This is a genomic window from Paenibacillus sp. J23TS9 (assembly GCF_018403225.1).
Lineage (GTDB): Bacteria > Bacillota > Bacilli > Paenibacillales > Paenibacillaceae > Paenibacillus_AQ.
Genome location: NZ_BOSG01000005.1, coordinates 21,259 through 47,690, shown reverse-complemented (window position 1 = coordinate 47,690; position 26,432 = coordinate 21,259). Strand labels below are relative to the sequence as shown.

Below are 26,432 nucleotides of genomic sequence, written 5' to 3'. Positions count from 1 at the left end.
ACAGGAACACTTGTTCTGAATGAGGAGGTGTGTGCTCTTGTCCAAGAAAGTATATGAATCTTCTACCACCAAACAAACGATGAACCGGGTAAAGGCAGACAGCATGCCTTTTGACTGGTCCATAAACCCATACCGCGGCTGTGCCCATGGCTGCAGCTTTTGTTATGCCAGAGCCTTTCAAGCATTCATTGGCCGGGAAGCAGATGATGAGTTTCAAAACCGCATTATGCTGAAGACCAACGCGGCCGAAGCGCTGGAATCCCAGCTTTCACGCATGGCCAAGCGTTTTGACTATGATATTGGCCAGTTGCGGGATCATATTGGTCTGGTGACCCTGGGGACTGCCACGGATCCTTACCAGCCAATTGAGATCAAATCGAAGATTACCCGCAGCTGCCTGGAAGTTCTTGCAAAATACCGTATCCGCACCACGATCACGACACGTTCGCCACTGATTCTACGAGATCTGGATCTCCTCACCCAAATGGATATCACCTCGGTCAACATCAGCTTGAATACACTGGAGCCTGCGATCATCCGCATGATGGAGCCGGGAGCCCCGTTACCCTATAAAAGACTTCAAGCGATGCAAAAGCTGTCGGACAGCGGTGTGCGCACCGGGCTGTTTATCGCCCCAATCCTGCCATTCCTGACGGATTCCAGGGAAAGCTTGAGGGAACTTATGACTGCCGCTAAAGAACATCACGCCAGCTTTACCATGACGTCGTTTCTGCGCCTGACGCCTGATGTGAAAGCATGGTTTCTGCATTCTTTGGGACAGCATCATCCGCAGCTTGTGCCGAAATACAAGAGCTTATTTCGCGGTGCTTATCCCGATAACGGCTATGCAGATCGTGTCAAAGCACTTGCACGGGAAATAAAGCATGAGCTCCGATTAAGCGGCGAGGTGCCAGAAAACAGTATTGGCGGCTGCAAGTCAGGAGCCATTGACGATGCCCTAACCCCCTTCAAACCTTCGATGACGCTTCCCACCCCCGAGGTGGAGCAGCTCAGCTTTCCATTTTAGTCAGACACAAAAAGGGGCCCAACCAAGTTAGGGCCCTTTTTCATGCGTATTATAACCAACTGCCTTACTTCACCGAGTCCAGCAGCTGTTCTAGCTCTGATTGATGATATCTGGCCAGTCCGCCATTCGACGAGCCAATATAAATGTCCCCGGCGCTCACATTGAGCAGTCCTTCAATCCCCTTCCGATAGCGCCCCTCACTAAATGCAACCTGGTTGTCATGCAGTCGCCCCAAAACCTTGCCATCCTCTTTACGCAGTACCAGCAGATCAGAACCATAACCCAGCAGCAAATATTTAGAAAGCAGGGCATAACGGTTTTTAGCCATGTCATCTAATGTGTATGAGGTGGCCGATTGCGTGGTGGTTACAGGCATCTGCCAGAGTACCTCTCCCTTTTCGCGATCAACCGCTGCCGGCAGTCCGTCTAGTACCACATACAGCCGGCTTGTATCCCATACGCCGTTAACCGCTTTGCCGGGCAGAGTCCAAAGCGCGCGCTTTTCGAAAATATCATATAGAACCGTTTCCTCTATTTGGGAGCCATCATAGTCTGATAGACCGCCTGATCGCTGTACCAATATATACCGCTGTTCATTGGTGGTCTCAAATCGTTCCTGCCGTTTCCACGGATATTCAGCCAGCAACTGGCCACTTTCTATATTGAGCAGCATCCACTTGTCTCCAACGAGGAACCAGCGGCTGGATTGCTGAGGCTGAAGCGGCAGCCGGATATTACCGAAGCTGTAATAAGGATGCGCCTGCGGATCCTGGTTGATATCTCCATGTCCTGTCACACTCCATATCGGACTTCCATCCTTCGGGTTCAGCGCCTGCAGCTTCAAGCCCTCCCGAAGCAGAATATAAGGATCATCTGACTCCGTACCAAGTATCTGTTGATTTCCTTTCAAGGCTTTGGTCCACAGCTGTTTTCCGGTTGCACGGTCAAGCACAGTCAGGAGCCCTGGAACGTTCTCCGAATCTGGCATCTGATGTAAAATGATGATGCCTTTGGCGGCGTATATTTGGCTTTGACGCTCCTTTGGCAGTTGCTTCTCCCATAATACCTGCCCATCCTTCAAGCTTAATTCCCGGAGATGCTGCTCATATATTTTCTTCACAGGATCATATGCGGTATATACCGCTGCCGTATTGCGAGAATGATCCAGTGAAGCGCTGTACATCCCAAAGCCTGCATCCACCTGCCACAACTTACGGCCTGAAGACCGATCGACTGCATAGATCGATGCGTCATGATGCATCCCGCTGAATCCCCCATCGTCCCCGTTCATCAGCAGGACTTGGTCGGTGGCTCCGATCAGGTAGGCATAGTTTAGATTCCCTTGATTCCGCCAAACGGGCTTACTGCTTAACGTCATTACGGCTGGCATGGACCTGAAGTCGTAGGTAAACCCATAATCCTTTCCGGCATACGCATCCAGCTTTAGCTCCTGCCCAGCCGGTAGAATCCATTTCCATGCCTCGAGCTTGCCTTCCTTGGAGAAGCTCACCGTAAATTGGGCATTCGGACGCTCATAACGCCAGGTTATTCCCATACGCATCGGCTCACCCAGCTCCGCCAAATTGGCCGAATGCTCCGTTACATCCGGATTGCCGAGAAGCTTTTTGACTTTCACATCACGATCATCCTTTTGCAGCAGGAGCTCCGTTACATTCCTCGCCAGATCATCCCCTATGGCGGAGCCTTGACTCAGGATTCCCGCTGGAATGACATCCTTGGATGCGACGCTTTTCATATTTACCCAGAGCAGTATGGGCCTATACACCGTGAACTCCCCACGCCATTCCTGAGGGCTGACCATGATTCCCACCCAATCTTTCCATTCAGCAAGGGCGACCAGCTTTCTGTCTTGTGATGGTGCTGTCCATTTCAATGGGCTTCCCGGCGATAGAAAAAGCTTGGCATTCGAACTTAATGTAACAATGGCAGGCTGCGTTTCCGTAATGGTCTTGGCTGCAACCGTGGTATACCAGCGCGGAATCCAGCGGTTTCCGTCGCTATCCGAAACAGCAAGCGCCATGTCTCCCTCTACCGATTTCACTTTTACTGTTTCACCCGCATATCCGTAATCCGCTGCCTTCAGATCAGACCATTCGGTGTCAGTCGTCAAATATTTTTCGAAATACGGTGCTTTATACTGAAACACAAGCTTGTTTGTGGACTGCATCGACTTGGATACTGCGGACTGTGAGGAGTGAGCCACTCCGGCAGTACTTAGAGGAGACAGCAGCATAACGCAGGCCAAGGTCAGGGTTGCTGCACTCGCCACTCGCTTCAGGGGGATCAATCGCACTTGTAGTCCACCTTTCCGGATTCGCATTCAATTTTTTTACATTTAAGTATATTGACGGATATGATGAGCGAATGTTCCGATTCTTTTCAAAAAAAAAAGACCTCATCGCTATGGATGAGAGCCTTTTTTAAATTCAGTTTCATTTTCTACCCGTGACGCCCAGCTTGGCGATGACTTCCATCACCGCCTGTGTCTTCACCGGCTTGCTGATATATTCGTCCATGCCCGCGGCCAGACAGCTTTCCCGGTCGCCTTTCAGGGCATTGGCCGTCACAGCGACGATTGCCGGGCATTGATCCTTCGGCAGGGTTCTCCGTATCATACGGGTTGCATCAAATCCGTTCAAACCTGGCATTTGAATATCCATGAAAATAAGATCATATTGGCAATCCTGTGCTGCGTGCACAACATCTTTTCCGTTATTGACGATGGTGGTCCGGTGACCTAGATTTTCAAGCATTTTTCTTAGCACGATCTGGTTGACTTCATTATCTTCGGCAATCAGAATATTCAGGTAAGAAGAAGCAGATTCATCCATTGTCTCGGAAGCATCCTCATGAAACGACCAGCTCTCCTTTGTCATTTCAACCGTAAACACAAAGGTCGCTCCGGGCTCCCCATCTTGCTCCACCCAGATACGGCCGCCCATTAGCTCAACCAGCCTTTTGGTGATAGCAAGTCCAAGACCGGTTCCCTCATGATTTCGGGTCATGAAATTATTGACCTGTGAAAACGGCTCAAAAATATAGTCCATCTTGGACGTGGGTATGCCGATACCCGTATCCTTAATCGTAAATTCGAGCCGGATTGTCCGATTTCTCTCAGAGAGCTTTCTTACTCGGGCAGAAATACCGCCGGCAAATGTAAATTTCACCGCGTTTCCGATAAGATTCATCAGAATCTGCTTTAACCGTTTCGCATCCCCGATCATGACTACCGGGACATCATCCTGTATTTCCAAGTTCATTTCAAGCTTTTTCTCATGAGCTCTGGCCAACAAAACATCAAAGGTCTCTTCAACGCATTTTCTCACATCGAAAAGCTCCTCCTGCAGCTCAGTTTTTCCAGACTCCACTTTGGAGAAATCCAAAATGTCATTAATAATGCCCAGGAGCGTCTCACCGCTTTGGCGGATAATCTTCACATATTCCTTCTGCTCATCGTCCAGCACCGTCGTTGTTTCGAGCAGGTCCGTCATGCCAATAACTCCGTTCATTGGAGTTCGGATTTCATGACTCATCACGGCTAGAAATTCACTTTTGGCCTTATTGGTGCTCTCAGCGAATTCCTTGGCGACCAGCAGCTGCTTCTGCTCGGTGACATCCTTCGCAATGATATAAAAGCCCACATTTTTGCCGTTAACATAAATGGGAGCAATCGATGTCAGTACCTCCACCGAATGGCCGTCTTTATGATAAATTTTATCAATATGCTTCTCGATCGAAGGGTTTGTCAAGGATTCCATTAGTAATTTGCGTTGGTTATCTTCACCAATGAAACGGGCAATCTTCTTTCCTGCCATTTCGTTCACACAGCAGCCGGTCATTTTTTCGGCCATTGTATTCCCGTTGACGATATTCCCTTCCAAATCGAGTGAAATAACCGCATCATGATTGTATCTTTTTAAGGACGTATACCGCTCCACGGTTTCCTGCAGCTTCGACTCGGCCATTTTATTTTTGGTAATATCATTCATTTGTATAATGTAGGCCTGCGGATTACCGGCAGAATCCAGCATAACGGTCCCATAAACGGATGCCCAAACGATATCTCCATTTTTCCGGATATACCTTGTTTCCGTTTCGGCCATTCCGTCTGCCTGGTCCTTCAGCATCGTTCTGTAAAGCGTAAGATTATGCTCCAAATCATCAGGGTGAATGAGATCCTGAAATCTTTGCTGCAGCAGTTCACTTTCAGGGTACCCTATAATTCGGCAAATGGCTGGATTTACTTTCATCCAAGATCCGTCAAGGGAGATCAATGCGATTCCAAAAGGAGCAGTATTGTACACTTCTTGGAAAAACGAAAGATCTTCTGCTTTTATGGTACTCATTACACGCCTCCGTCCGCTAAATATGATGATCATAAGCCCGAGTCTATTAATTGTTCATAGAACGGCGTAAATTGATATGTATAACATACGACAACTTTAAAATGAACGCAAAGATGGCTGTAACGTTCATTAAACAGTATGCGGAAACTAGAACCACATTTTCTCCGTAAAAAGGGATTTTACGACAAAATAGAGCTTCGCAGGACGAAAAATGAGGCAAAAAAAGAGAAGGGGTAGCCCTTCCCTGCATCTTTTCATTCACTTTACTGCTGAATAGAAGTTTGCTTCTCCCCATAATTATGCCGAAAGATGATTGCCCAGCTTATCCAGTGTCAGCAGCACATGCGAGATCAGCTCCGGAATATCCTCCATCTGCTCTTCATCGATTTTTCGCCGGAATCGTAGCTCCGCTTCATTCTTATAGCTGTTCGGATCCTCTCCGTAGACCCGGCTCAGGGTCTGTACAAGGGGAACCTCCGGCCAGATGCCTTTCAATGTATGTTCGATTAGCCCGCATTCCGCTTCAACATGACTCACCATCAAGTCAAAACGTATCCGCAGCAGACATCCAGGCTGATCTCCCTTCATCTCCAAAATCTCGGCAGCCAAATCGGCAAGTCCTGCCTCCAGGCGGATTTCAACAGAGATCGCCGGATTTTCGCATAACGCAAATCTAATGGAAAATTCGCGCGACATGACGGACATTTCCATCCGATCCGTACGGCCGGTTATGCGAATCCTACCATCAATATTATCTAGATCATAGAGCTGGTTCTCAAACGCAACCTTCAGATTATCAAAGATGGTCGGATCGAACATTACCATGTATCTGAGGCATACTTCAGACCAATCTGTCTTCTGGCATCCTCCATCACCTCAGCAACCGCCAGCGAGGTTTCATGGGAGTTGATTTTGCTGCTGCGCTTACCGCGCCCGATCATGCGGATAAACTCCTCCAGCTCGTAATACATGGACTCATGAATTTGCTGCTGGGTCAGGTTCTCCACAGTTCCGTCTCTGTACTGAATTTTCACATCATACGGCTGATTGATCCGGTCGATCACCATGGTCCCGTTTTCCCCCTGAATTTCGGCAGGAAGGAAGGAATCGGATATCTTCGAATACATAATGACGGCATCCATATCCGGATAGCTCATCACCAGACTGCCTTCCCCGTCCACGCCCGAAGATAACATCATGCCGACAGCCTTCACCGATTCAGGCTTGCCGAACAGGGACACCATCGGATAAATGCAGTAAATGCCCAAATCCATCAATGCGCCGTTCGAGTAAACCGGATTAAATGCGTTCAGCACGGTTCCCTGCTTAAATGCATCATAGCGTGAGGAATACTGGCAATAGCCTGCGAAGTACCGCCGGACCTGACCAATTTTATATAAATTCTCTTTCATGATTCTGAAGTTCGGCATCAGGGTGGATTTCATCGCTTCCATCAGCACCACATGATTCGCCTCTGCTGCAGCGATCATTCTGCGTACCTCGTCACTGTTCGAAGCGAGCGGCTTTTCACACAGGACATGTTTGCCGTGATTCATGCATTGAATCGCTTGTTCTGCGTGAAATGAGTTCGGACTCGCAATATATACCGCATCAATCTCATCACTTGAAGCCATGGCCTCCAGGTCTGTAAACACTTTGGGGTCACCAAACTGTGCCGCAAATTCCAGCCCTTTCTCCTCCGTTCTGGAGTAAACTGCTGCCAGTACGAAATCATCATTCTCCTGGGCCGCATGAAGAAAACGTTCCGTTATCCAGTTGGTACCAATGGTTCCGAATCGAATCAATCTCATCATTCCTTTCTTCGTATGTAATGAACGATCAGCTGATATCCATTCCCTCGTCACTCCAGCCGGATGCTTCCTCATCCGCCAGGTTTTGAATATCCTCGGTGCTGATGCTTATAAAGCCGTATTCTTCCTCCTGCTGCTTTTTCAAGGCTCTTTCCTTGTAAAAGCGCGCACTGCTGCCTTCGCCTGTCTCCTCGTCATAAACGAGAATCATACCGTCCGTTTTGCGGAACAACAGATCATCTCTGGCCTTGAATTGCCAAGGGCCGTCGTAAGGCTGACGGCTGACCGTCTCGTAGAAATCAATTCCCTCCAAAATCTGGCTATAGTACTCCTTCTTGTCCTCTTTCCAGTTTTCTTCAGGATGCTCAAAAGCCGTTATAATCGCAATTTTAAGATGAGGATATTGTTTTTTCATGGCAATGGCCGCTTCACAAGCCCATAAGTCTACCCCGTACTGACCCGGCGAAATCACCCATTCCAGCCCCTCCTCGGCAAGCTGAACCAACTTTGCGGTAATGGCCTTTCGGATATAAACGATCCCCGGATGCTTCTGGCCGAAAATATTCAGCTCATGCGCGCGATAGCCTGTCACCAGCACATTTTTCATAGGTAAACCCCTTATTTTCCTTTTGTCTGTTCTGAGATCGCTTTCTCTCTATCATACCCCGATTCTTTCGATGATTTCCACTGATATATACCAAAAACGGGTTTATTATATGCTATATCTACAAAAGAAACCCTACGTTTCTCTGCAGAAACGCAAGGCTCTTCCTTTGATGCTATTCTCAAGTCAACTTTTTACAGAGATATCTTCACTTCAGCATTCATGCCCGGCAGCACTTTGGTAGAAACCTGATTGATCGAAATCTTGACCGGAATCTTCTGCGTCACTTTGGTGTAGCTGCCAGTAGAACTCTGCTGTGGAAGGACAGAAAATACGGAGTTGGTCGCATATCCGATCTCCTTCACGACACCCTCAAATTTGGTTCCGGAATCACCGTCTACCAAGATATCAACACTCTGTCCGACCTTAATGTCTTTCAGCTGGGTTTCTTTGATGTTCGCCACAACATACATATGATCCATATCCGCTTCTTGTGCGAGCACCTGCCCAGCCTGCACCAGCTGATTCACGCGGGCATCATTTTTAATGATTTTACCATTCATGCGGGAACTCACGGGAACAACCTTGGTCCCGTCCGAAACGCCGCCGACGATATTTTTATCGCTCACATCGGTCCCATCCTGAATATTCCAGCTGGTCAAAACACCCTGAACCGGGGAGACGAGCGGCATCATATCCGCCTGAACGACAGCATCCTCTGTTTTTATAAAATTAGAATTTTCATAGTAAAAGTAAGCGCCGGCGGCAATAAAAAAGCAGATCACCAGCACCCCTATGATGTTGGCAATGATCAAGCGACTGCGGTTTATCATATGAATGAACTCTCCTCACTTTGTAGAATGGGTTATACTTGGATGCAGCTCTGTATTTTCAGATTTCGGCATCATTAATCTCTTCTCTTTTTGGACCAGCGATCTGCCTTTCCCCGTCACTATTTTTCCGACTGATGCAAGCAGCATAATAACACCCACACAGGCCATGATCGTAAACAGATTGTGGTATGCACCCAGGATCGCCGCTCTTTTGGTATGAACAATCAATTCATAAGATGCCATGCTTTGTGCTTTGGCTGCTGGCAGGCCCTCACTCATTAGTCCTCGGGTTAACTGGGTAATCTCTGATTTGGCTTCACCGCTGAACTGGCCGAGTCGGCCGCGGATCTCCTCATAATTCATCGCATTTAGCCGGGTCAGATACCAGCCAAGCACAGGCGTAATAATGGCGCCCGCAAAATTACGAATGGAGTGCAGCGTCACGGATCTCATCGAGGCCTGGTGAATATCCCCCGCAAGGGCGGTTCCCAGCGCTCCGCCAACCAGCACCATACTCACACCCGCCCCCAGAAGGGCGATTTGGAAATACAGCAGGTTCAGCGAAACCTCCGGTCCCATGGTTCTCCACTGCAAGCTGACGCAGATGACGGCCAATGAGCCGATAAAGCCCAGAATACCGGCACCCAGACGGTCATACAGCAATGTTTTGAGGACAGCCGTCACGAGAATCCCAACAAAAAACCAGATGTAAAAGTGCACGAGATACCGGTAAGGCAGATCCAGGTTATTCCGCAGAAATCCGTTGATTCCGGCTATGGCGAAGATCAGGCAGATATGCGAGGCGATCGCCATTACGGTTCCTGACACCGGCTTGGCCGCCTTTAATGTCCGGAACGGAACGACCGGCGTCTTCGCCTTCAAATCAAACACAATAAACAGTATCAGAAGTACCAGTGCAGCAATCAAGAATGGCCATACGTAAAGGGATGTAAAGCCCTTTTGCATCAGATTGCAGAGCGGAACCGTCAGCATCAGCATGAGTGCAGTCAGCAGAAATACGTTAAACTTATTCACCGGCTGCGCATCATGATTCTCCTCTTCGTCTCTTGGCAAACCGGTAAATCCAACGATCAGACATAGCAGCGCCGACACGATGTTCAATATAAAGAGCCAGCGCCATGTATCCGCGCTAAGTGATACGGAGCCAAATATGGCACCAACCGCACTTGCGCCGAATAATCCGGTAATCACCATCAGCAGGAAATAATTACGGATTTTATTCGGGAATGACTTTAAGCTGACAGGCAGAATGGTCAGGAACAGAAAACCTGAGCTCAATCCCTGAATGATTCTCCCCAAGGTTAAAGAGACCGTATCCCCGGATATGACATTGATAGCTGACCCCAATAAAAAGACGGTTACGAACATGAGATAGGTTTTTCTCACACCGAGCTTTCGGGATAACACCGGACCGAGCGGTACGCCAAATGAAAAAGCTATATTGGACAAGGTGGAGGGGAGCAGCAAGTCGCTCGAGCTGAGGTTCAAGCCGTTTTGAATAATGACCTGATTCATAATGTAAGATAAGTTGATAAAATACTGCGGGCCAATGGCAAATATCGTCAAGATGGATATCATCAGATATTTGGGCAGCGGCATTTTCATCGTTTCGGATATGGCAGCTAAACGGCCAGATTGTGTTTTCATCAGACTCCTCCTTTCCTATAATGGTCTGAATAATACCGAACTTGCGACCTGAATGAATAAATATATTGTAAACAGCAAGTTGTATTATACAACATAATTTTCAAATGTGGCAACATCCATTTTTGATATTGTTAATATGAAGCAAAGCAGCCAGATTAAATACCTGCATCTTAGCAAATAGCAAAAAAGCCGTCGCAGGCTCATCGTCCCGGGACAGCTTCGTCATATATTATCATTCACTTGCGCCATGCTTTAAAATCTCGGTTCAGGCGCGTAAGACCGGTCTTCAGCTGATCCAGCTCCTCGGGCGACCAATTCTGGAGCACCTCGGCGTAGACGTCAAAACGAGCTTGTTGGACCTTATGCAGGATATCCAATCCCTCCGGAGTGATCTCTAATAGGCTGATTCTGCCGTTATTCGTATCCGGAAAACGTCTGATGTAATTTTTCCCTTCAAGTACAGCAACCTGCCGGCTCGCCGTCGAGAGATTCAGCAACAAATGCTCCGCAAGAGCATTAATCGCAAGGGGGCTGTATTTTTCCAGCTCACTTAGCAAAAGATATTCCGAACGGTCCAAGCTTCCGAGCTTTGGACTATGAGCAGTTGTAAGACGTACCAGTAAAGCAATTTCATATTCAATCAAATGAAGCGGAGCATCCATTTTCCCTGTCCTTCCTCCTCATATGCTGCCAGGATCCTGTACAAAAAATGCATCAGGACCAGTATAACATAAAGGAGTCAGACCGCCGAATCAGCTCTTGCTTGCAGAAGCCAAACCCCGTCCAATTAAATTGGCAGAGACAGGCTGCTTTCCGATCTCCCGTGACCATACGGACAGCTGCCCGATATGGTGGATTTCATGGGCTATCATATGACGCAAGACCTCTCCCCATGTATCCAGCGTTTCCCTGCCATCAGGGCTAATGTCGCGAAACTCTACGTTCTCCAAGCTGTCACTCCAATCCAAGACGAATGTTTCCACCTCAGGACGGAATGCAGCTTCCAGATCACGAACCTGCTGAATGCTCCGGTATTGATCGAAGCTTTCATTAAAGTCGCTTTTTCCTTGCAATGTCCGAACCCAGCTCCATTCCACATCAATAATGTGAAACAGCGTGTGCAGAATCCCGCCGACGCCACCTATGCGCTTTTGCAGAAGATCGGCTTCGCCGACTCCCTCACACCACTTGAACCAATCTTCACGCACAGCCCAGTTGTACTTAAACATCAATTGCAAACGTCATTCCTCCATTTCTATATTGAAAAGTATACGGGCTGAGAATCAAGGTTTTCCAGCGCGAAAATAGTTATAACGAATTAATATTATTTCGCATTAGTCCGCTCTATCGTGTACAATTTAAGAAAGAGGAGTTGTAGATATGTCTAATGATGAATTAATTTTAACCCCTGAGGGTCTGGCCGAACTGAAGGCAGAGCTCGAAGATCTGAAAACTGTAAAGCGGAAAGAGCTTGCAGAACGGCTTAAAGTAGCAATCAGCTATGGTGATCTGAAGGAGAACAGTGAATACCATTCCGCCAAGGACGATCAGGCATTTATGGAGACACGAATTCTGCAGCTGGAGAAAACGCTGACCAAAGCACGGGTTATAAAAAGCATTGATGCTTCCGTCGTAAGTGTGGGCTCCTATGTAAAGCTCGATGATATTGAGTTTAAGGAAACCGTGGAATACCGGATTGTCAGTCCGGCAGAAGCTGATGCCCATAACAATAAAATTTCTTACGAAAGCCCGCTCGGCAAAGAGCTGATCGGCAAATCGGTAGGCGATTTCGTCAGCGTAACAGCACCGATGGGCGTTATCAAGTATGAAGTGCTTGATATCCGCGCCAAATAAGAAAACTATATCCTTTCTTATATGTAAATAAACATCAGAACCTTGTCTTTTCTGGCAACAGAAAACAAGGTTCTTTTCTTTTTACTTGAATATGATAAAAATCATTGAATTCCAGTTGACATTATGATTATTAAGGAGCATAATCGATTTTGGTTAGTAAGCACTAACTTATATTCATAAATCAGAGCTATTTTATCTTATGGCACACTTCAATTTATTTATTATTTCATTTATGGGAGGCATCTTTTATGTCCACAAAAAGAGTTGCAGTGATCACAGGCGGCGCCAGCGGTATTGGCCGGGAAACATGTCTGAAATTTGCTTCCAAGGGAGACCAGGTTGTCGTAGCTGACTTCAACGAAGCAGGCGGTCAGGAAACCGTCCAAATGATTACAGACGCCGGCGGCGAAGCTATTTTCGTACAAACCGATGTATCCAAGCCTGAGCAGGTGGAGGCACTCGTCAACAAAGCGGTTGAAACCTTCGGCCGGATCGATGTGATGTTCAACAATGCGGGGATCGGTCTGCAAACGCCGGTTATGGATCTTGATCTGGAAAAATACCATAAAACCATCAATGTGAACCAGCATGGCGTCACTTACGGCATCATCTATGCGGGACGCAAAATGAAAGAGCTCGGCATTAAGGGCGTCATTATCAATACAACTTCTGTTTTCGGCATCCTGGCATCTCCTGCCACGTATGCATATCATGCCGCTAAAGGCGCTGTGAACATGATGACCAAATCCGCAGCACTCGAGCTTTCCCCTTACGGAATCCGCGTTGTCGGCGTCGCACCGGGTGCCGTGGATACGCCGATCATTTCAGGTTACAAGGCATCCGGCATGCTCGACAGCATGAAGGCGAAAGTTATGGGCGGCGAGCTGACCAAGCCTGAATCCATTGCCAACTCCGTGTATCTGATCTCTCTAGATGAGGCTGACGCGATTAACGGCAGTGTCGTGATGGTGGACCAAGGCTTCGCTTCTTTCAAATAATCCTGTTATAATAATTGCAAAAATGGAAGGCCAGCCCCTGCTGGTCTTCTTTCATTCATAAAGGGGGTCAGGGACCGTGAACAAAGGTGAAATAACGAAGCAGCGGATTATCGAGCAGGCACGAGCCTTATTCTCAAAGACAGGTTATGATGCGGCCAAGACCAGTGCGATTGCCAAAGCCTGCGGAATATCAGAAGCCGCCATGTATAAGTATTTCAGCAGCAAAAAAGAGCTTCTCGAAGCCAGTGTGGTTATTGACTTCGCCTCTGAGTCGTCCGCTGGCGCGGACTTCAGCCAATACGGTAACGAGCAATTGGTCGAATATTACATTAACCGGCTTATAACAACCATTCAGGAAAATATGGAGCAGTTCAACATTCTGTTCACCGAATCGCTTCATCATCCGGAGCTGTCGGATTACTTCGACCGGTCGGTGTACCGTAAAAGTGCCGAGGTACAGGAGATGCAGAAACGGATGCAAGAGGGCACAATGAACCCGATTATGGATATTTTTCTGTTTGAGCTGGGAACAACGACCAGCATTTGGTCCATTCTTCATTATGATCGCATGAAGCTCGGACGTGAGGACGGGAAATCCGAGCAATTCAGGAAAGAGGTCATCCGCTTCGTCAAATATGGAGTTATGGGAACTGGCAGCCAGGAGGCACCGCATCTGCGGTAAGCATTCCGGCTGTTTTTTTACGTCAAAAATCCAGTTTCCCGAAAATCATTATATGGTATTATTAGGAAAACAAAACAGGTTATAGGAAGGCATTGGTTGTATTTCGACTTTTATGATCCGAACGGACATCTGATTCGGGTATCCTCTAAAAAATTCCATTAATTTTTGTATCTCCCATTTCTTTTGCCAAAGGTAATCCGTCTAATATAGTAGAAAAAAATCATGGATCCTAAGGAGGAACAATATCATGCCAGCAAAATCACTTCATATCCAGGTTATCGAATTACCCGTCAAGGACGTAGCCAAATCAGCAAAATGGTACACAGAGGTGTTCGGACTTGGCTTCTGCTTCCCTTTTATCGAAGGGGATGACGCCGCGTGGCTCAATCTGAATGGTATGGCTCTCGGACTTGTGGAAGCCGTTGAAGTCCCGAAATTTGAATTTGTCAGCTCCAAAGGCGAAACCAAGCCTGTCCTTACCTTCCAGGTGGATAACATCCAGGAGCTCAGTGAGGAGCTGGGGCAAAAAGGGATCGAGGTTGGAGAAATGGTCTACAAACAGGGCGGTGGCTATAGCTTCCAACTGGTGGATCCAAGCGGCAACCTCCTGGGAATTTGGGGCGGTTGGCCCAAGTAAGATGAAGCGCAACTTTTGGGAAAAACAGAAATTGTATAATGGATAGAAATAAAAAAAACGGCCCCGTTTGAGGAGCCGTTTTGCTCTTTATAGCACTTTACTCGTCTTCTTTGAAAATAGGACGCAGCTGCAGCCCAAATTCAAATTCCTTCTCATCAAGCCGGTACTTCTCCAGCAGCTCTGGACCGCAGGAATTGGAGCCGATACCGCTCATCTTATAATCAAGATGAACGATGGTCTCTTTCCGCTTCACCAGCTCATGCAGATGTTCCGCCTGGTCCAGATCCTCCGGCAAATAATGCGATGCATTGAACGAGAAAGGAAGATTTCCCGTAAACAGCAGTCCCATGCCAAGCTCATTCGTAACGGAAGCCCATTCCGTCCCGTATCGTGATCCATTCTCCTGGGGCATCACATAAGGCTCGAACATGTCATTCACACGGAGCAGGTACTTACCGATCCGTACGCTATGCCGTTTGTCGACATAGCTTTCGTGAGGGCCAAAGCCGAAGTATTCCACTTCCTCAGTTCCTTGCGGCATCGTAATCTGGAGACCAAATCGCGGCAGGAATGGAAGTCCCTCTCTTACTTTGACCTTTACCGCCAGCGACACTTCCCCGGAACCGTCTACCCGCCATACTGCCTGACCTTTTAGTACCGGATGCTTCATATAGCCACCCAAGGAGAAATCGGCCGCGATTTCAACCTCATGATCCGTTTGGTTTTGAACTGAGCACGCGTACAGCTTCATTCCAGCACGGTGATAGCCCTCTTCCATCCATTTATGCCTGATGTTGCGGTCATTATCAGTCGGAGCCCGCCAAATACTGAAACCAAGCGGTGACTGAATCATATTCACATCCTGCTTCGATAGACGGACCCATGTCCCTTTTACCTTATCGAATACATGGCAGAAATCATTACCTTCCACCGTGATGAGTGCTCCATCCTCCCTGATGTCAACCGGACGCTGTCTCAGTGCATCCAGCCAGGCATATGCTTTTCCAGATGACTCTTGTTCCTCTCCGATTTCAAACTGGGCAAACGTAATCTCGTATCCAGCCTCTGCCCACACGGTTTCTTCTTTCAAACGCACCATTATCGTAAGGAAATACCGCCCTTCGGCCAAACTTTGCTTGAAAGGCACTGAGAATACAGCGGATTCATGCGGTCCTGCGTCAACCGCTTCCAGCACTCCCTGTTCCACAAGCATCCCTTCCGATTCAAGCTTCCAGGTAAATGAAAGATGGCTTAAACCGTTAAAATCATACAGGTTCGTCACACGGATTTTCCCGGCTTCCAAATCCTCTGCTTCAATTCGGACCGGTGCGATAATCTGCTTCAGCTCCAGCAACCCGGTATGAGGGACACGGTCCGGCGAGACCAGGCCATCTATACAGAAATTGCCGTCATTCGGATGATCTCCAAAATCACCACCGTATCCGAAGTATTCAGTACCCCCCGTAGTTCTTGCACGAATACCATGGTCATTCCATTCCCAGACACAGCCACCCATCAGCTTCGGATATTTGTAGAACATATCCCAATACTCCTTGAGATCCCCTGGTCCGTTGCCCATTGCATGACTGTATTCGCATAGGAACAGCGGCTTGCTGCGGCTCTCATCGGCACCATATTCACCTACGTATGCGGGAGAGGCATACATTTCACTCTCGATATCCAGGTCCTCCGTATCCGTATCGCCTTCGTATCTTTTCGCTGCTCCCTCGTAATGTACAAGGCGTGAATCATCCCGCTTCTGTGCCCATTTCGCCATGGCGATATGGTTGATGCCATAACCTGATTCGTTGCCAAGGGACCACATGATGATGGAGGCATGGTTCTTGTCCCGTTCCACCATCCGCTCCATACGGTCCACAAAAGCCTTCTCCCAAGCCGGATCACGCGTCAGCTGATGGAAATCGCCGGATACCGCGAGTCCATGGCATTCCAGGTCCGCTTCATCCACAACATAAAAGCCGTACCGGTCGCATAATTCCAGGAACCGGGGATCATTTGGATAATGGGAGGTACGCACCGTATTGATGTTATGCCGTTTCATCAGCATAAGATCCTGAATCATGTGGTTCAGTGGTATCGTCTGCCCCAGGTCCGGATGGGAGTCATGTCGATTGACCCCTTTTAGCTTGACCGCTTGCCCGTTTATGGTAAAAATGCCGTTTTCCACGGAAATCGTCCGGAAACCGACAGGGAAATGAAGCATTTCATGTCCATCGCTCAGATATAATTCATACAGATATGGCGACTCTGCGTTCCACAAAACAGGGTCGGACACGTTCAGCGTAAGTTCAGCCTGCCCGTCCGCCTGCACCTGCCCAGCCGTGCACACTTTTCCCTCCGCGTCACGCAGCTCCGCTTTCAGTGTAAGCGGTCCTGTCGTATCCAGCTCGCAGCGGAGAACGCCTTCGGCAAGATCACTGGAAAGCTCCGGTTTAATAAATGCATCGCGAACATGCGCCCCATCGCGTCCCAGCAAATAAACGTCACGGAATATCCCCGAGAAGCGCCACAAATCCTGATCCTCCAAATAGGTTCCGTCACACCATTTCAGCACCATGACAGCCATGCGGTTTATACCAGGTTGTATGTGCGGGGTAATATCAAATTCTGCCGGAATACGGCTTCCCTGGCTATAGCCGGCAAATTGACCGTTCACCCACACATAGAAGCAGGAATTAACTCCCTCAAATACCGTATAAGTCTCTTTCCCGCTCCAAGAATCTGCAATACGGAAATCCCGGACATACAAGCCAGCCGGGTTCTCATCCGGCACATACGGGGGATCGCAGGGAATCGGATAATTCACATTGGTATAATGAAGCTGGTCGTATCCCGCCGTTTGCCAACAGGATGGTACTAATAAATCATCCCAATTCGCAGCATCGAAGTCTTTATCGTAAAAGGATTCTGTAATGTTATGTACACTGTTGTAATATTTGAACTTCCAGCCGCCGTTCAGCGTCCGGTAAAACGGGGATCTCGATCTTTTGCCTGCTTTTGCCGATTCTGCGTCCGCATATGGAATGTAATATGCCCGCGGTTTTTGCCGGTTAACTTCAAGGATTTGCGTGTTTTCCCAATATCGTTCCAACTCTAGCATGTCATCAGCTCCTTTAACGTTATCCTATCAAATGAAAACGGGGCGGGGAAGCTCTGTTTTTTAGAAATTGTATATCTTTTTTTAAGATATGAAGACGCTTTCCTACCAGAAGGCTTTACGTACCGGCAAAGGGTCCTGATCCCGCATCATTCGGTGAACGAGCATTTCCATCAGCTTATGTTTTATTTCCAGATAAGACGGATCAAAGAAACGATTATGCCGCTCATCCGGATCAGACTCCAGATCAAACAGCTCTCCATAAGCTTCATCCGCAAAAATAGCCAGCTTGTATCGGTCGGTTCGCAAGCATTTGGCGTGAACACCACGGTCATGGGCATCATAAGCCGTCATCGCGGATTCGCGTACCCGCTCAGTCTCCCCTGAGGCTACCGGCCGCTGCGAGATTCCCTGAATCCCTTCCGGCATTTCCGCTCTCCCGATCAGTTCCAGCAGTGTGGGTACGATATCCACATGCTCCATCAGCGCATCTGTCTCGGCCCCCTTTTTCACGCCAGGTCCTTTAAGAATCATCGGGATGCGTGTGAGTCCCTCATAGAACCATGGCCCCTTATACAAAAGACCGTGATCTCCGAGGAGCTCACCATGATCGCTCGTAAAGACGATCAAAAGCTCATCGTCCATTCCTTTTTCTTTCCAGGCGCCGAGAATCCTGCCGATTTCTTCGTCGATAAACGTAATCATGGCATAGTAATTGCGGATCAATCGCTTCATATGCTGCGGATCCCAGGAGTGAAGCTCCCCGCCACCCGGCCAGTAACTGCCTTTTTGAAGAAGCAGATGCTCCGGGCGTCCCTTCACATCTGAAGCATCCCCTGCCGGTTTGGGAATTTCTATATGCTCATACAGCCTGCTGTATGCCTCTGGAGGATTAAAGGGATGATGGGGATCCACGAAGCTGCTCCATAAAAATAAGGGTTGGTCCGGGGAATGCTCCTCAATTGCGCGTATGCTTCTGTCAGAAATCCAGCGTGTCTGGTGAAGCTCGGGCGGCAATCCGCTCTCCCACACGTCACCTGCAGCATCATCGGACCGGAACAGATCCTTCCGCAAACGACCTGCCGCATCCGGATCACGTTCACCAATTTCATCCAGATATTCGCCGATCATATTATCTTCCGAAATATGGTGCTCATCAAAACCATAATAGGTACCATCCCGTTCCCTCCCCCGGTCACGGACGGACACCTCCTCTGCTTCATAGGTGAAACCCGTTTTACACTGCTCCCTGAAATGCATTTTGCCGACCCCAATCCTGCGGTAGCCGGATTCCTTCAAATGATCGCAAAGCGTCAGTTCATCCTCGTTCAACGAGACCCCGATATTCCAGGCCCCATGAATATGGGGATAACGTCCGGTAAAGATCGAAGCACGGGAAGGCGTGCAGACCGGACTTGCACAATAAGCTCTGTTAAAAACCATTCCTTCGCGGGCCAAGCCGTCCAGATTAGGCGTGATGACCGCAGGGTTGTCATAGCCCAGCGCATCCCCTCTCATTTGGTCGGTCGTGATCAGCCATATATGCTTTTTACTGGACATGAGCAGGAAATCCCCCTATCAATAACTGCAAAATCAGCCTGAGCAGGAACATTTGCTCGCGACCAGGCTTCAATGTCTTTCGGTGAACGGTACTTATCCGTTCCGTACATGTGAGAGAACGGTAACCGGTTTGCGGCCGATAAACAGCTGCTTGCCATCGGAGTATCCTTCTTCCCGTCCCTTCAGCTCCTGAATAAGAACGGAGCGCCAATAATCCATCCGCTCTTGATATGCCTGATCACGCGCAGCATTATGCAGTTCCTGCGGATCGTCCGTAAGCAGGAAGAGCTGCTCTTCGCCCGTTTGCGAGAACCAGATGTACTTTTCTTTGCCATCTGTCAGCCAATGGTTGGACTGCATACCCTGCGTATGCTCACCGTGCAGATATGAACGCCATGCTTCGGCATTGCCTGATCCTTCTTCAGAAGAAGCAGCGGCAAGCTTCAGCACGCTGCCGCCATCCACAGAACCTGGTATGGCTACACCTGCCGCATCCAGAAGTGTCGGCATAATATCACGCATTTCCACAACCTCCTGCACCACCTTGCCGGTGCCAAGGCTCAGAAGGTTCCCCGGATCGTTGACGATAAACGGCACCCGTGCGCTTCCTTCGTACGGCAGCGATTTTCGGAACAAATGATGATCCCCCATCAGTTCGCCATGATCCGACGTGAACAAAATGACGGTATTGTTCTTCTCTCCGTATTCTGCCAGCACCTGCATGAAACGGCCGATCTGATGGTCAATATGGGTAATCAGCGCATAATAGGCAGCCATGGCATTTTGCAGACGACGTTTAGGCACAAGCCCCTTACTTGTATATGGACTAAGCCCTTCCAAGCCTGGATCCGATTGCAGAGCCCAGTCTCCTACAGGCGGCTCGGGAAATTCAATATCTTTATACAGATCCAGGTATGCCTGCGGCGGATCCAGCGGTGAATGCGGCCGGACAAAGGACATCCACAGGAAGAAGGGCTTGTCCGGATCTCGGCGGCGCAGGAAATCAATGGATTCGGTGACCACCCAGTTTGTCGGATGCAGCTTCTCCGGCAGATGCCATGGACGGGCTACCGTAGAGGAATTGCAATCAAGCCCCAGATCGGTCAAATCCGCCCCGGGAGCCTGCTGGCGCAGAAAGTGCAAGTAATCATCCACCTCGTCATAATGCTCACGGACCGGAATGCTGTACTTATTGCGGTTATGATGCAAATATCCGTCATGCAGAACAACATTGTGAAAGCCCATCAGATTTCTGGCAGGATAGACATGCATCTTCCCTACACACTGGGTGTGATATCCCGCTTTCGCAAATTCCCCCGGCATCGTATGTTCATAATTCCACGGCACACAATCCTGGTATCCCACTCGGCCATGGCTTTCCTGAGATTGGCCCGTAAAGATTGCGGCTCTTGCAGGCACGCATGTCGGCGTAGCTGAGTAAGCACGGTCAAAGCGGACCCCTGTGCGCGCCAGCTCATCCAAATTCGGAGTCTCTACGACGGGATGCCCGGCAATGCTCAGGCAGTCATAGCGCATTTGATCCACGGTAATCAGTAGGATATTCGGTTTGGAATTCGGTTTGGTCTGGTTCAAGCATTTCCCTCCCTTAGGATGTAGATCAACCTGTACATCTGTAATTAACTCCATTTAACCTCCAACATGATAAAAAGTAAATGGATATATTGATGTTTTTACCTGTATAAAAGTATGATTATTTAACAAATCACCCAATCAGACAATTCTTTATTCCAAAAAGAATTAAAGTACGTTATACTGATCTCGACCACTGCAGGATGAACGGAAAGAAGGAATACAGATCATGGAACTTCGCGATGAAAGTAAACTCAGGTTAAGCGGCAAGCTTTTTGTTTCTTTTCTTAAAATAGGACCTACCACTTTTGGAGGCGGCTACGCCATTCTTCCAGTGATTGATAAAGAAGTTACCGAATACCGCAAATGGCTCTCTTCAAAGGAAATGAGCGAGATTACAGCACTGTCAGGTGCGGCTCCCGGAGGAATCGGAGTCAATGTGGCCGCTCTCGCAGGCTACCGTATTGCCGGCATTCCAGGTTTACTCTCCGCTGTCGCCGGCATTTCCCTGCCAACCATTCTCATTATGCTGATTCTTTGCGCTGCAGCCACAGGCTTTAGCGACAACCGCTATGTGCAGGCGGCTCTCCATGGCATCAAGCCTACGGTAGTTGCCCTGATCGTATATGCCGCCATTCGGATGAGAAAGCAGGCCCTCTATAATCCGGTAACCTGGGGCGTCGCCGCTACCTGTCTGATTTTGCTCCTCTTCTTCCCAATTCAGCCTCTATTTGTTCTTGCCATCGGCATTATCATCGGAATGGTAGCTGAAGCCTCCTCCGCCTCCAAAAGCTCAAACCGGATGAAGCAGAAGCATGAGCAAGACAAACATCATTCGATGTGACCTCGGGCATATTGGATGCATCCGGCACCCACTCAGGATTTCTATCAAATCCCCATTCGCAGAAAAGAGGTTGAACCATGCTGCTCGAGCTGTTTTGGACTTTTTTTAAAATTGGCTTTATGTCTTTCGGCGGCGGTTATGCTATGCTTCCTGTCATTGAACACGCTGCTTTGAAGGAAGGTTGGATGACGACTCAGCAGTATACGGAGGCCATTGCACTGGCAGGCATGGCTCCAGGGCCGGTGGCGATGAACAGCGCCGTTTATGTCGGTTATACAGCCAGCGGTTGGGTCGGCAGCCTGATCGCCTCATTGGGCATCGTTTTCCCTTCGGCCATCATTATGTTTCTGGTTGCCACGATTTTTTACCGTGTGTATGATAATCATTGGGTACAGGCTGCGCTGAACGGCATGAAGCCGGCTGTCATCGCTTTGATTGCTTACGCAGCCTATACCATGACCATACATTCCGGTTTCATAACCGGTTTTTCCGTAAGCACCTTTGCCAGCATTGCGATCTTCATTGCTGCACTGATTGCAATGATCCGTTTTCGCGTGCATCCGCTGGCGATGATTCTGGTTTCAGGAATTGTGGGGATTTTAATATATGCTTAATGAGAAGAAACAACGAATTGACGCTGAAAAACGCATCCCTACGCCAAAGGCGAAGGAGCTGTTTCACGACATCCGCCGCAAGCATGAAATTGGCAAAAATGATCTGCTAACCTCAAGCGGCCTGACGGTAAGCACTCTAACAAGGGTGCTCGATGAGCTCGTCAGCACCGGGATTATTTCCGAAAGCGGGCTTGGTGCCTCTACCGGAGGACGCCGTCCTATCCTGTATCAAGTCAAAGCTGACTACGGTTATGCGTTCGGACTGGATATTTCCCGGGTGAGCTCCCGGCTGGTACTGCTCGATCTGGCAGGAACGAAGATAGATTCCAGGGAATGGCGTATGACTGAAGAGACAACGCCCGAGGTCCTTATGCAGCAGGTCACGGCTCAGGTGAAGGCATGGATGGACAAGCATCTCATTGCTTATGAGCAGGTGATCGGCATGGGGATTGGCGCGGTCGGGCCACTGGATCGGGAAGCAGGCGTTATTGAGGACCCTGAATGGTTTGCCGCTCCAGGCTGGAGCCATGTGCCTGCAGTACATATACTTGAAGATCGTCTCCGTTTCCCCGTCATCCTGGATAACGGGGCCAATACGGCACTGATCGCCGAATCCTGGGCGAACCGTACCAAAGATTTCGTGCATATGCTTTATGTGCACGGCGGTACGGGGCTTCGCCTCGGCATGATGACGGACAATAAGCTGATTCATGGTGCAGCTGATATGGAGGGCTCCTTCGGCCAGATGATCATCCAGGCAGACGGGCTCCCTTACCGCACGGCACAGGGAAACTTCGGAGCGCTGGATACCTACGCTTCGGTGCATGCTATTGAGCGCGAGGTGAACTCCAGATTACGGACGGGACGGAGCAGTTCTCTACGGCAAATGCTTCAACCTGGTGAACCGGCCAAATTTCCGGATATCATGCAGGCGCTGAAGCTTATGGATCCGATGGTTACAGAAATCGTGACACAGGCTGCGACGTATTTTGGCATCGGCCTGGCTAATTTACTGAATATTCTGTATCCGGAAAAGGTTATTCTGGGCGGCCCGCTGATGACGGACTCCAATTTATTCTTTTATACCGCTACCCAAACCGCTATACGGAAAACATATCATTATCCGAAATATCAGGTTATTTTCAGCAAGGGCACTTACGGCGAGGAAGCCATCGCCATCGGAGCAGCCCAACTGATGCTGAGCCAATTAACCGTATAATCTGTTCGATTCATTCACTTTTTTTCAATTCAGAGAGGAGCTGTCGCCATGTCAGCGGAGTCAAAATCTGATTTGCCAAACAAAACGGAGCCCGAAGCATCCACAGTCAAAGTCCCTTCCTGCTGTGCAGCAAGGCGTATGGCCGTTGAGACATCACCCGGCTGTGGTACTCCTTCCATGAATATGGATCACAAGCAGACGGCGGCAGACGTTAACGTTATTACAGCCTCGGGGGCGAGGACTTCTGCGCTATCAGGCACTTCTTCACGACCTGATACCTCCTCATGGCCGATCATTCCGGAAGGCACATATATTCTGGGCACCGATGACGGGGAAGGCTTTGCCTCCGATGCCGAAGGACCCGCAAGGCCGGTTCATGTACAGTCGTTCCGCATCTCGCCTCATACCGTAACCAATGCAGATTATGCCGAATTTGTTGCCGCAACAGGCTACATAACGGAAGCCGAGCGATTTGGCTGGTCCTATGTTTTTCATCTGCTTCTTTCTGATCCAGAGAGCGTCAACATTGTCGGTTCACCGCTGCAGACACCGTGGTGGAACGGGGTTGAAGGTACCTATTGGCGCCAACCCGAAGGCCCGGGAAGCCATGTGCTGGACCGTATGAATCATCCGGTCGTGCATGTCTCCTGGAATGACGCCCAGGCTTACTGCGAATGGGCAGGCGTCCGTCTGCCTACTGAAATCGAATGGGAATCGGCAGCGCGCGGTGGGCTGGAAGGGAAACGCTATCCTTGGGGTGATGTGCTGCGTCCGGACGGCGAGCATCGCTGCAATATCTGGCAAGGGGTATTTCCGACGAAAAACCATGCCAGCGATGGTTATCTTGGCACGGCTCCGGTAGATGCCTATAAGCCAAACGGCTATGGGCTGTATAATATGTCCGGCAATGTCTGGGAATGGTGTGCCGACTGGTTCACCCAGAATCCGGACAAGCGCGGCTCGACCGAACAGCCGCAAGGACCGATGCAAGGAACCTCGCGTCTCATGAAGGGCGGATCTTATCTCTGCCATCAATCTTACTGCAACCGCTACCGCATCGCGGCGCGAAGCAGCAACACGCCGGACAGCTCTACAGGGAATATCGGTTTTCGCGTGGTTGCAGATATAGAATAAATAGACTAGTAATAGCCAAAAGAGTCATGCCTGGCATCTGATAAACAGATCTTAAGGGCATGACTCTTTTCATATGCACCGGCTACATTTTCATGGCACTGCCTGCCAATCCTTCGGCAAACTGCTTGCTTGCAAAGATAAACAGGATGATCAGCGGAATCGAAGCAATCACATAGCCTGCGAACAGCGGTCCGTAATTGGTGACGAACTGCTGCTGGAAGGATACCAGCCCGAGTGTGAGCGGCTTCAGCTTGGCGCTGTTAATGACCATCAGCGGCCACACATAATCATTCCATGTATTCAGAATATTGAGAACGCCAAGCGTTGAAATAATCGACTTGGACAGCGGCATGACGATGGTCAGCAGAATCCGGAGCTCTCCGGCCCCGTCAAGCCGTGCAGCTTCAAACATCTCCTCCGGGAGCGAGGCAAAAAATGAACGAAGCACAAAGATGCAAAAGACTTGTCCTCCTGCAATGTACGGGCCCCAAAGCCCAAGCCAGCTGTCAACCAGATGAAACTTATTCACCAGCCCGAACAAAGGTACCAGACTTAGCACGCTTGGAATCATCAACAGCGCAATAATCAGGAAGTAGATCTGTTCTTTCATAAAAAAGCTCATTCGCGCCAACGGATACGCCGCAAGGCAGGAAAAAACCAGCACACCGATCACCGTTACCCCGCTAATGATGAAGCTGTTCCAGATATAATCCGAAATGGCTGACCAGGCATCCTTGTAATTGACCAGCGTGAACGGAAAGGTGACCGTCCAGCGGTGCAAATTGAACTGATTCGCATCCTTGAAGGATAGATTGATGAGCATCAGCAGCGGGATAAAGGTTAATACCCCCAGAATGATCAGCACGATATTTCGGATCCATACTCCCTTATCAACTTTCAAATGGAGCCGCCCCCTCTCAATCCGGACTGTATTCCGTATCCGACTTCATGTATTTGTTATTGAGCAGAGTGAAAATAAAAATAAGAACAAACAATACGAGCCCGATCGCACTTGCATAGCCAAATCTGCTCGCGCTCATCGCCGACTGATACATAATGAAGCCAGGAACCGTCGTTGAATAACCGGGTCCCCCACCTGTAAGAACCAGCTGATTCTGAAAGGCCTGAATGCCTCCAATAATATTCAGAATCGCAATCAGCTTGATCTGAGAAGTTATCAGCGGTACTTCGATTCTCCATATCAGTGACCAGCCCGTGGCACCGTCCATTTTAGCGGCTTCAATAACCGATCTCGGAATGTTCTGAAATCCTGCAAGATAGATCAGCACCCCCACGCCGTTCACCCATGGAAATCCGATGAGCATAAAGGAAGCCAGCGCCGTGTCGGGCGAGCCCAGCCAAAGCGGCAGCTGTTCCTCGCTTACCCCAAGCGATGACAAAACGGAATTGATCAGGCCGACTTCCGGATTCAAAAGAAACTGCCAGAGCAGCAAAATCACCATCCCGGGTATCACAAGCGGGAACACAAACATCAACCGGTAGAAATGCTGGAGCCTGGCTTTTTGGATTTTATATATGAACTCCGCGGCGATGGCGGGAATCGTAACGGAAACAAAGACCGAGAACACGGTAATGATCAGCATATTGACAAAACCGGTCTGAAAATCCAGGGACTTCACCATTTCCACAAAATTATCAAAACCGATAAAATGGGGTGCATTAAAGCCGTTCCAGTCTGTAAAGGAATAATAGAGTGCGGACAGCGCCGGATAATAGTTGAACGTTAGCAGGGAGATCATCGTGGGTGCAAGAAACAGATAGGGAATCCATCGCTTCATGCCATACAAGCCACGGGTCTTCATGGATGCCACCCCTTTGTGCAGGAGAGGCTGAAGACCTCTCCCGCCAGTT

At 49.0% G+C, this 26,432-nt stretch carries 23 protein-coding genes; 9 read left to right on the top strand and 14 right to left on the bottom strand.

The features are described 5' to 3' along the window. The first annotated feature begins 37 nt into the window (after window positions 1-37). Entirely contained in the window at window positions 38-1,027 is a 990-nt protein-coding gene (locus tag KJS65_RS24225; RefSeq protein WP_213652418.1) for an SPL family radical SAM protein, read from the top strand. A gap of 64 nt (window positions 1,028-1,091) precedes the next feature. Here KJS65_RS24225 and KJS65_RS24220 read toward each other — a convergent pair whose 3' ends face one another. The 9 genes from KJS65_RS24220 to KJS65_RS24180 form a co-directional block, all read right to left on the bottom strand. Beyond that, window positions 1,092-3,341, bottom strand: coding sequence for an outer membrane protein assembly factor BamB family protein (locus tag KJS65_RS24220; protein WP_213652417.1), 2,250 nt, complete (start codon window positions 3,339-3,341; stop codon window positions 1,092-1,094). A gap of 139 nt (window positions 3,342-3,480) precedes the next feature. Then, window positions 3,481-5,394, bottom strand: a complete 1,914-nt coding sequence (locus tag KJS65_RS24215; RefSeq protein ID WP_213652416.1) for a PAS domain S-box protein — start codon at window positions 5,392-5,394, stop codon at window positions 3,481-3,483. A gap of 297 nt (window positions 5,395-5,691) precedes the next feature. After that, a complete protein-coding gene (locus KJS65_RS24210) occupies window positions 5,692-6,213 on the bottom strand; it encodes a hypothetical protein (RefSeq protein WP_213652689.1) in 522 nt (173 codons plus the stop codon). Next, on the bottom strand, window positions 6,213-7,208 hold the full coding sequence (locus tag KJS65_RS24205; protein ID WP_280531356.1) for a Gfo/Idh/MocA family protein: 996 nt from the start codon (window positions 7,206-7,208) through the stop codon (window positions 6,213-6,215). The genes KJS65_RS24210 and KJS65_RS24205 overlap by 1 nt, the downstream gene beginning before the upstream one ends. A 25-nt stretch (window positions 7,209-7,233) precedes the next feature. Beyond that, window positions 7,234-7,812 carry an SLOG family protein gene (locus tag KJS65_RS24200; protein WP_213652415.1) on the bottom strand — a complete coding sequence of 193 codons (579 nt, stop codon included), beginning with the start codon at window positions 7,810-7,812 and terminating at the stop codon, window positions 7,234-7,236. 191 nt (window positions 7,813-8,003) lie between these two features. Next, window positions 8,004-8,639, bottom strand: coding sequence for an HlyD family secretion protein (locus KJS65_RS24195; RefSeq protein ID WP_213652687.1), 636 nt, complete (start codon window positions 8,637-8,639; stop codon window positions 8,004-8,006). 18 nt (window positions 8,640-8,657) lie between these two features. Beyond that, on the bottom strand, window positions 8,658-10,310 hold the full coding sequence (locus KJS65_RS24190; RefSeq protein WP_244864779.1) for an MFS transporter: 1,653 nt from the start codon (window positions 10,308-10,310) through the stop codon (window positions 8,658-8,660). 236 nt (window positions 10,311-10,546) lie between these two features. Beyond that, window positions 10,547-10,972 (bottom strand): MarR family winged helix-turn-helix transcriptional regulator, encoded by a 426-nt coding sequence (locus KJS65_RS24185; protein WP_213652414.1) that lies wholly within the window; start codon window positions 10,970-10,972, stop codon window positions 10,547-10,549. 90 nt (window positions 10,973-11,062) lie between these two features. Then, window positions 11,063-11,548, bottom strand: coding sequence for a DinB family protein (locus KJS65_RS24180; protein ID WP_213652413.1), 486 nt, complete (start codon window positions 11,546-11,548; stop codon window positions 11,063-11,065). Window positions 11,549-11,690: 142 nt separating this feature from the next. On the opposite strand from KJS65_RS24180, the gene greA reads away from it, so the two are divergent. The 4 genes from greA (at window position 11,691) to KJS65_RS24160 (ending at window position 14,481) form a co-directional block, all read left to right on the top strand. Then, complete coding sequence (gene greA / locus KJS65_RS24175; RefSeq protein WP_213652412.1) at window positions 11,691-12,164, top strand: transcription elongation factor GreA; 474 nt, start codon at window positions 11,691-11,693, stop codon at window positions 12,162-12,164. Between the two features lie 248 nt (window positions 12,165-12,412). Further along, window positions 12,413-13,162, top strand: a complete 750-nt coding sequence (locus KJS65_RS24170; RefSeq protein WP_213652411.1) for an SDR family NAD(P)-dependent oxidoreductase — start codon at window positions 12,413-12,415, stop codon at window positions 13,160-13,162. 76 nt (window positions 13,163-13,238) lie between these two features. After that, the gene (locus KJS65_RS24165; protein ID WP_213652410.1) at window positions 13,239-13,844 is read left to right on the top strand and encodes a TetR/AcrR family transcriptional regulator; all 606 of its coding nucleotides are present in this window, start codon (window positions 13,239-13,241) and stop codon (window positions 13,842-13,844) included. A gap of 247 nt (window positions 13,845-14,091) precedes the next feature. Continuing rightward, window positions 14,092-14,481 carry a VOC family protein gene (locus KJS65_RS24160; RefSeq protein ID WP_213652409.1) on the top strand — a complete coding sequence of 130 codons (390 nt, stop codon included), beginning with the start codon at window positions 14,092-14,094 and terminating at the stop codon, window positions 14,479-14,481. 97 nt (window positions 14,482-14,578) lie between these two features. Here the strand turns inward: KJS65_RS24160 and KJS65_RS24155 are convergent, their stop codons facing one another. From KJS65_RS24155 to KJS65_RS24145, 3 genes are all read right to left on the bottom strand, one after another. After that, window positions 14,579-17,602, bottom strand: coding sequence for a glycoside hydrolase family 2 TIM barrel-domain containing protein (locus KJS65_RS24155; protein ID WP_213652408.1), 3,024 nt, complete (start codon window positions 17,600-17,602; stop codon window positions 14,579-14,581). A 102-nt stretch (window positions 17,603-17,704) separates the two neighbouring features. Beyond that, entirely contained in the window at window positions 17,705-19,159 is a 1,455-nt protein-coding gene (locus tag KJS65_RS24150; RefSeq protein WP_213652407.1) for a sulfatase family protein, read from the bottom strand. A gap of 93 nt (window positions 19,160-19,252) precedes the next feature. Beyond that, on the bottom strand, window positions 19,253-20,752 hold the full coding sequence (locus KJS65_RS24145) for an arylsulfatase (RefSeq protein WP_280531355.1): 1,500 nt from the start codon (window positions 20,750-20,752) through the stop codon (window positions 19,253-19,255). A 226-nt stretch (window positions 20,753-20,978) separates the two neighbouring features. Here KJS65_RS24145 and KJS65_RS24140 point away from each other — a divergent pair, with 226 nt between their 5' ends. The 4 genes from KJS65_RS24140 to KJS65_RS24125 all read left to right on the top strand — a co-directional run bounded on the left by KJS65_RS24140 (window position 20,979) and on the right by KJS65_RS24125 (window position 24,560). Further along, window positions 20,979-21,593 carry a chromate transporter gene (locus KJS65_RS24140; RefSeq protein ID WP_213652405.1) on the top strand — a complete coding sequence of 205 codons (615 nt, stop codon included), beginning with the start codon at window positions 20,979-20,981 and terminating at the stop codon, window positions 21,591-21,593. 77 nt (window positions 21,594-21,670) lie between these two features. After that, window positions 21,671-22,207 carry a chromate transporter gene (locus KJS65_RS24135; protein ID WP_213652404.1) on the top strand — a complete coding sequence of 179 codons (537 nt, stop codon included), beginning with the start codon at window positions 21,671-21,673 and terminating at the stop codon, window positions 22,205-22,207. After that, the gene (locus tag KJS65_RS24130) at window positions 22,200-23,426 is read left to right on the top strand and encodes an ROK family protein (RefSeq protein ID WP_213652403.1); all 1,227 of its coding nucleotides are present in this window, start codon (window positions 22,200-22,202) and stop codon (window positions 23,424-23,426) included. The genes KJS65_RS24135 and KJS65_RS24130 overlap by 8 nt, the downstream gene beginning before the upstream one ends. 138 nt (window positions 23,427-23,564) lie before the next feature. Next, window positions 23,565-24,560: a formylglycine-generating enzyme family protein gene (locus tag KJS65_RS24125; protein WP_483874583.1), complete on the top strand. Its 996-nt coding sequence runs from the start codon at window positions 23,565-23,567 to the stop codon at window positions 24,558-24,560. An 82-nt stretch (window positions 24,561-24,642) separates the two neighbouring features. On the opposite strand, the gene KJS65_RS24120 is transcribed toward KJS65_RS24125, so the two are convergent. Both KJS65_RS24120 and KJS65_RS24115 read right to left on the bottom strand, forming a co-directional pair. Further along, entirely contained in the window at window positions 24,643-25,461 is an 819-nt protein-coding gene (locus KJS65_RS24120; RefSeq protein WP_213652402.1) for a carbohydrate ABC transporter permease, read from the bottom strand. Between the two features lie 16 nt (window positions 25,462-25,477). Beyond that, entirely contained in the window at window positions 25,478-26,383 is a 906-nt protein-coding gene (locus KJS65_RS24115; protein WP_213652401.1) for a carbohydrate ABC transporter permease, read from the bottom strand. Window positions 26,384-26,432 lie beyond the last annotated feature (49 nt).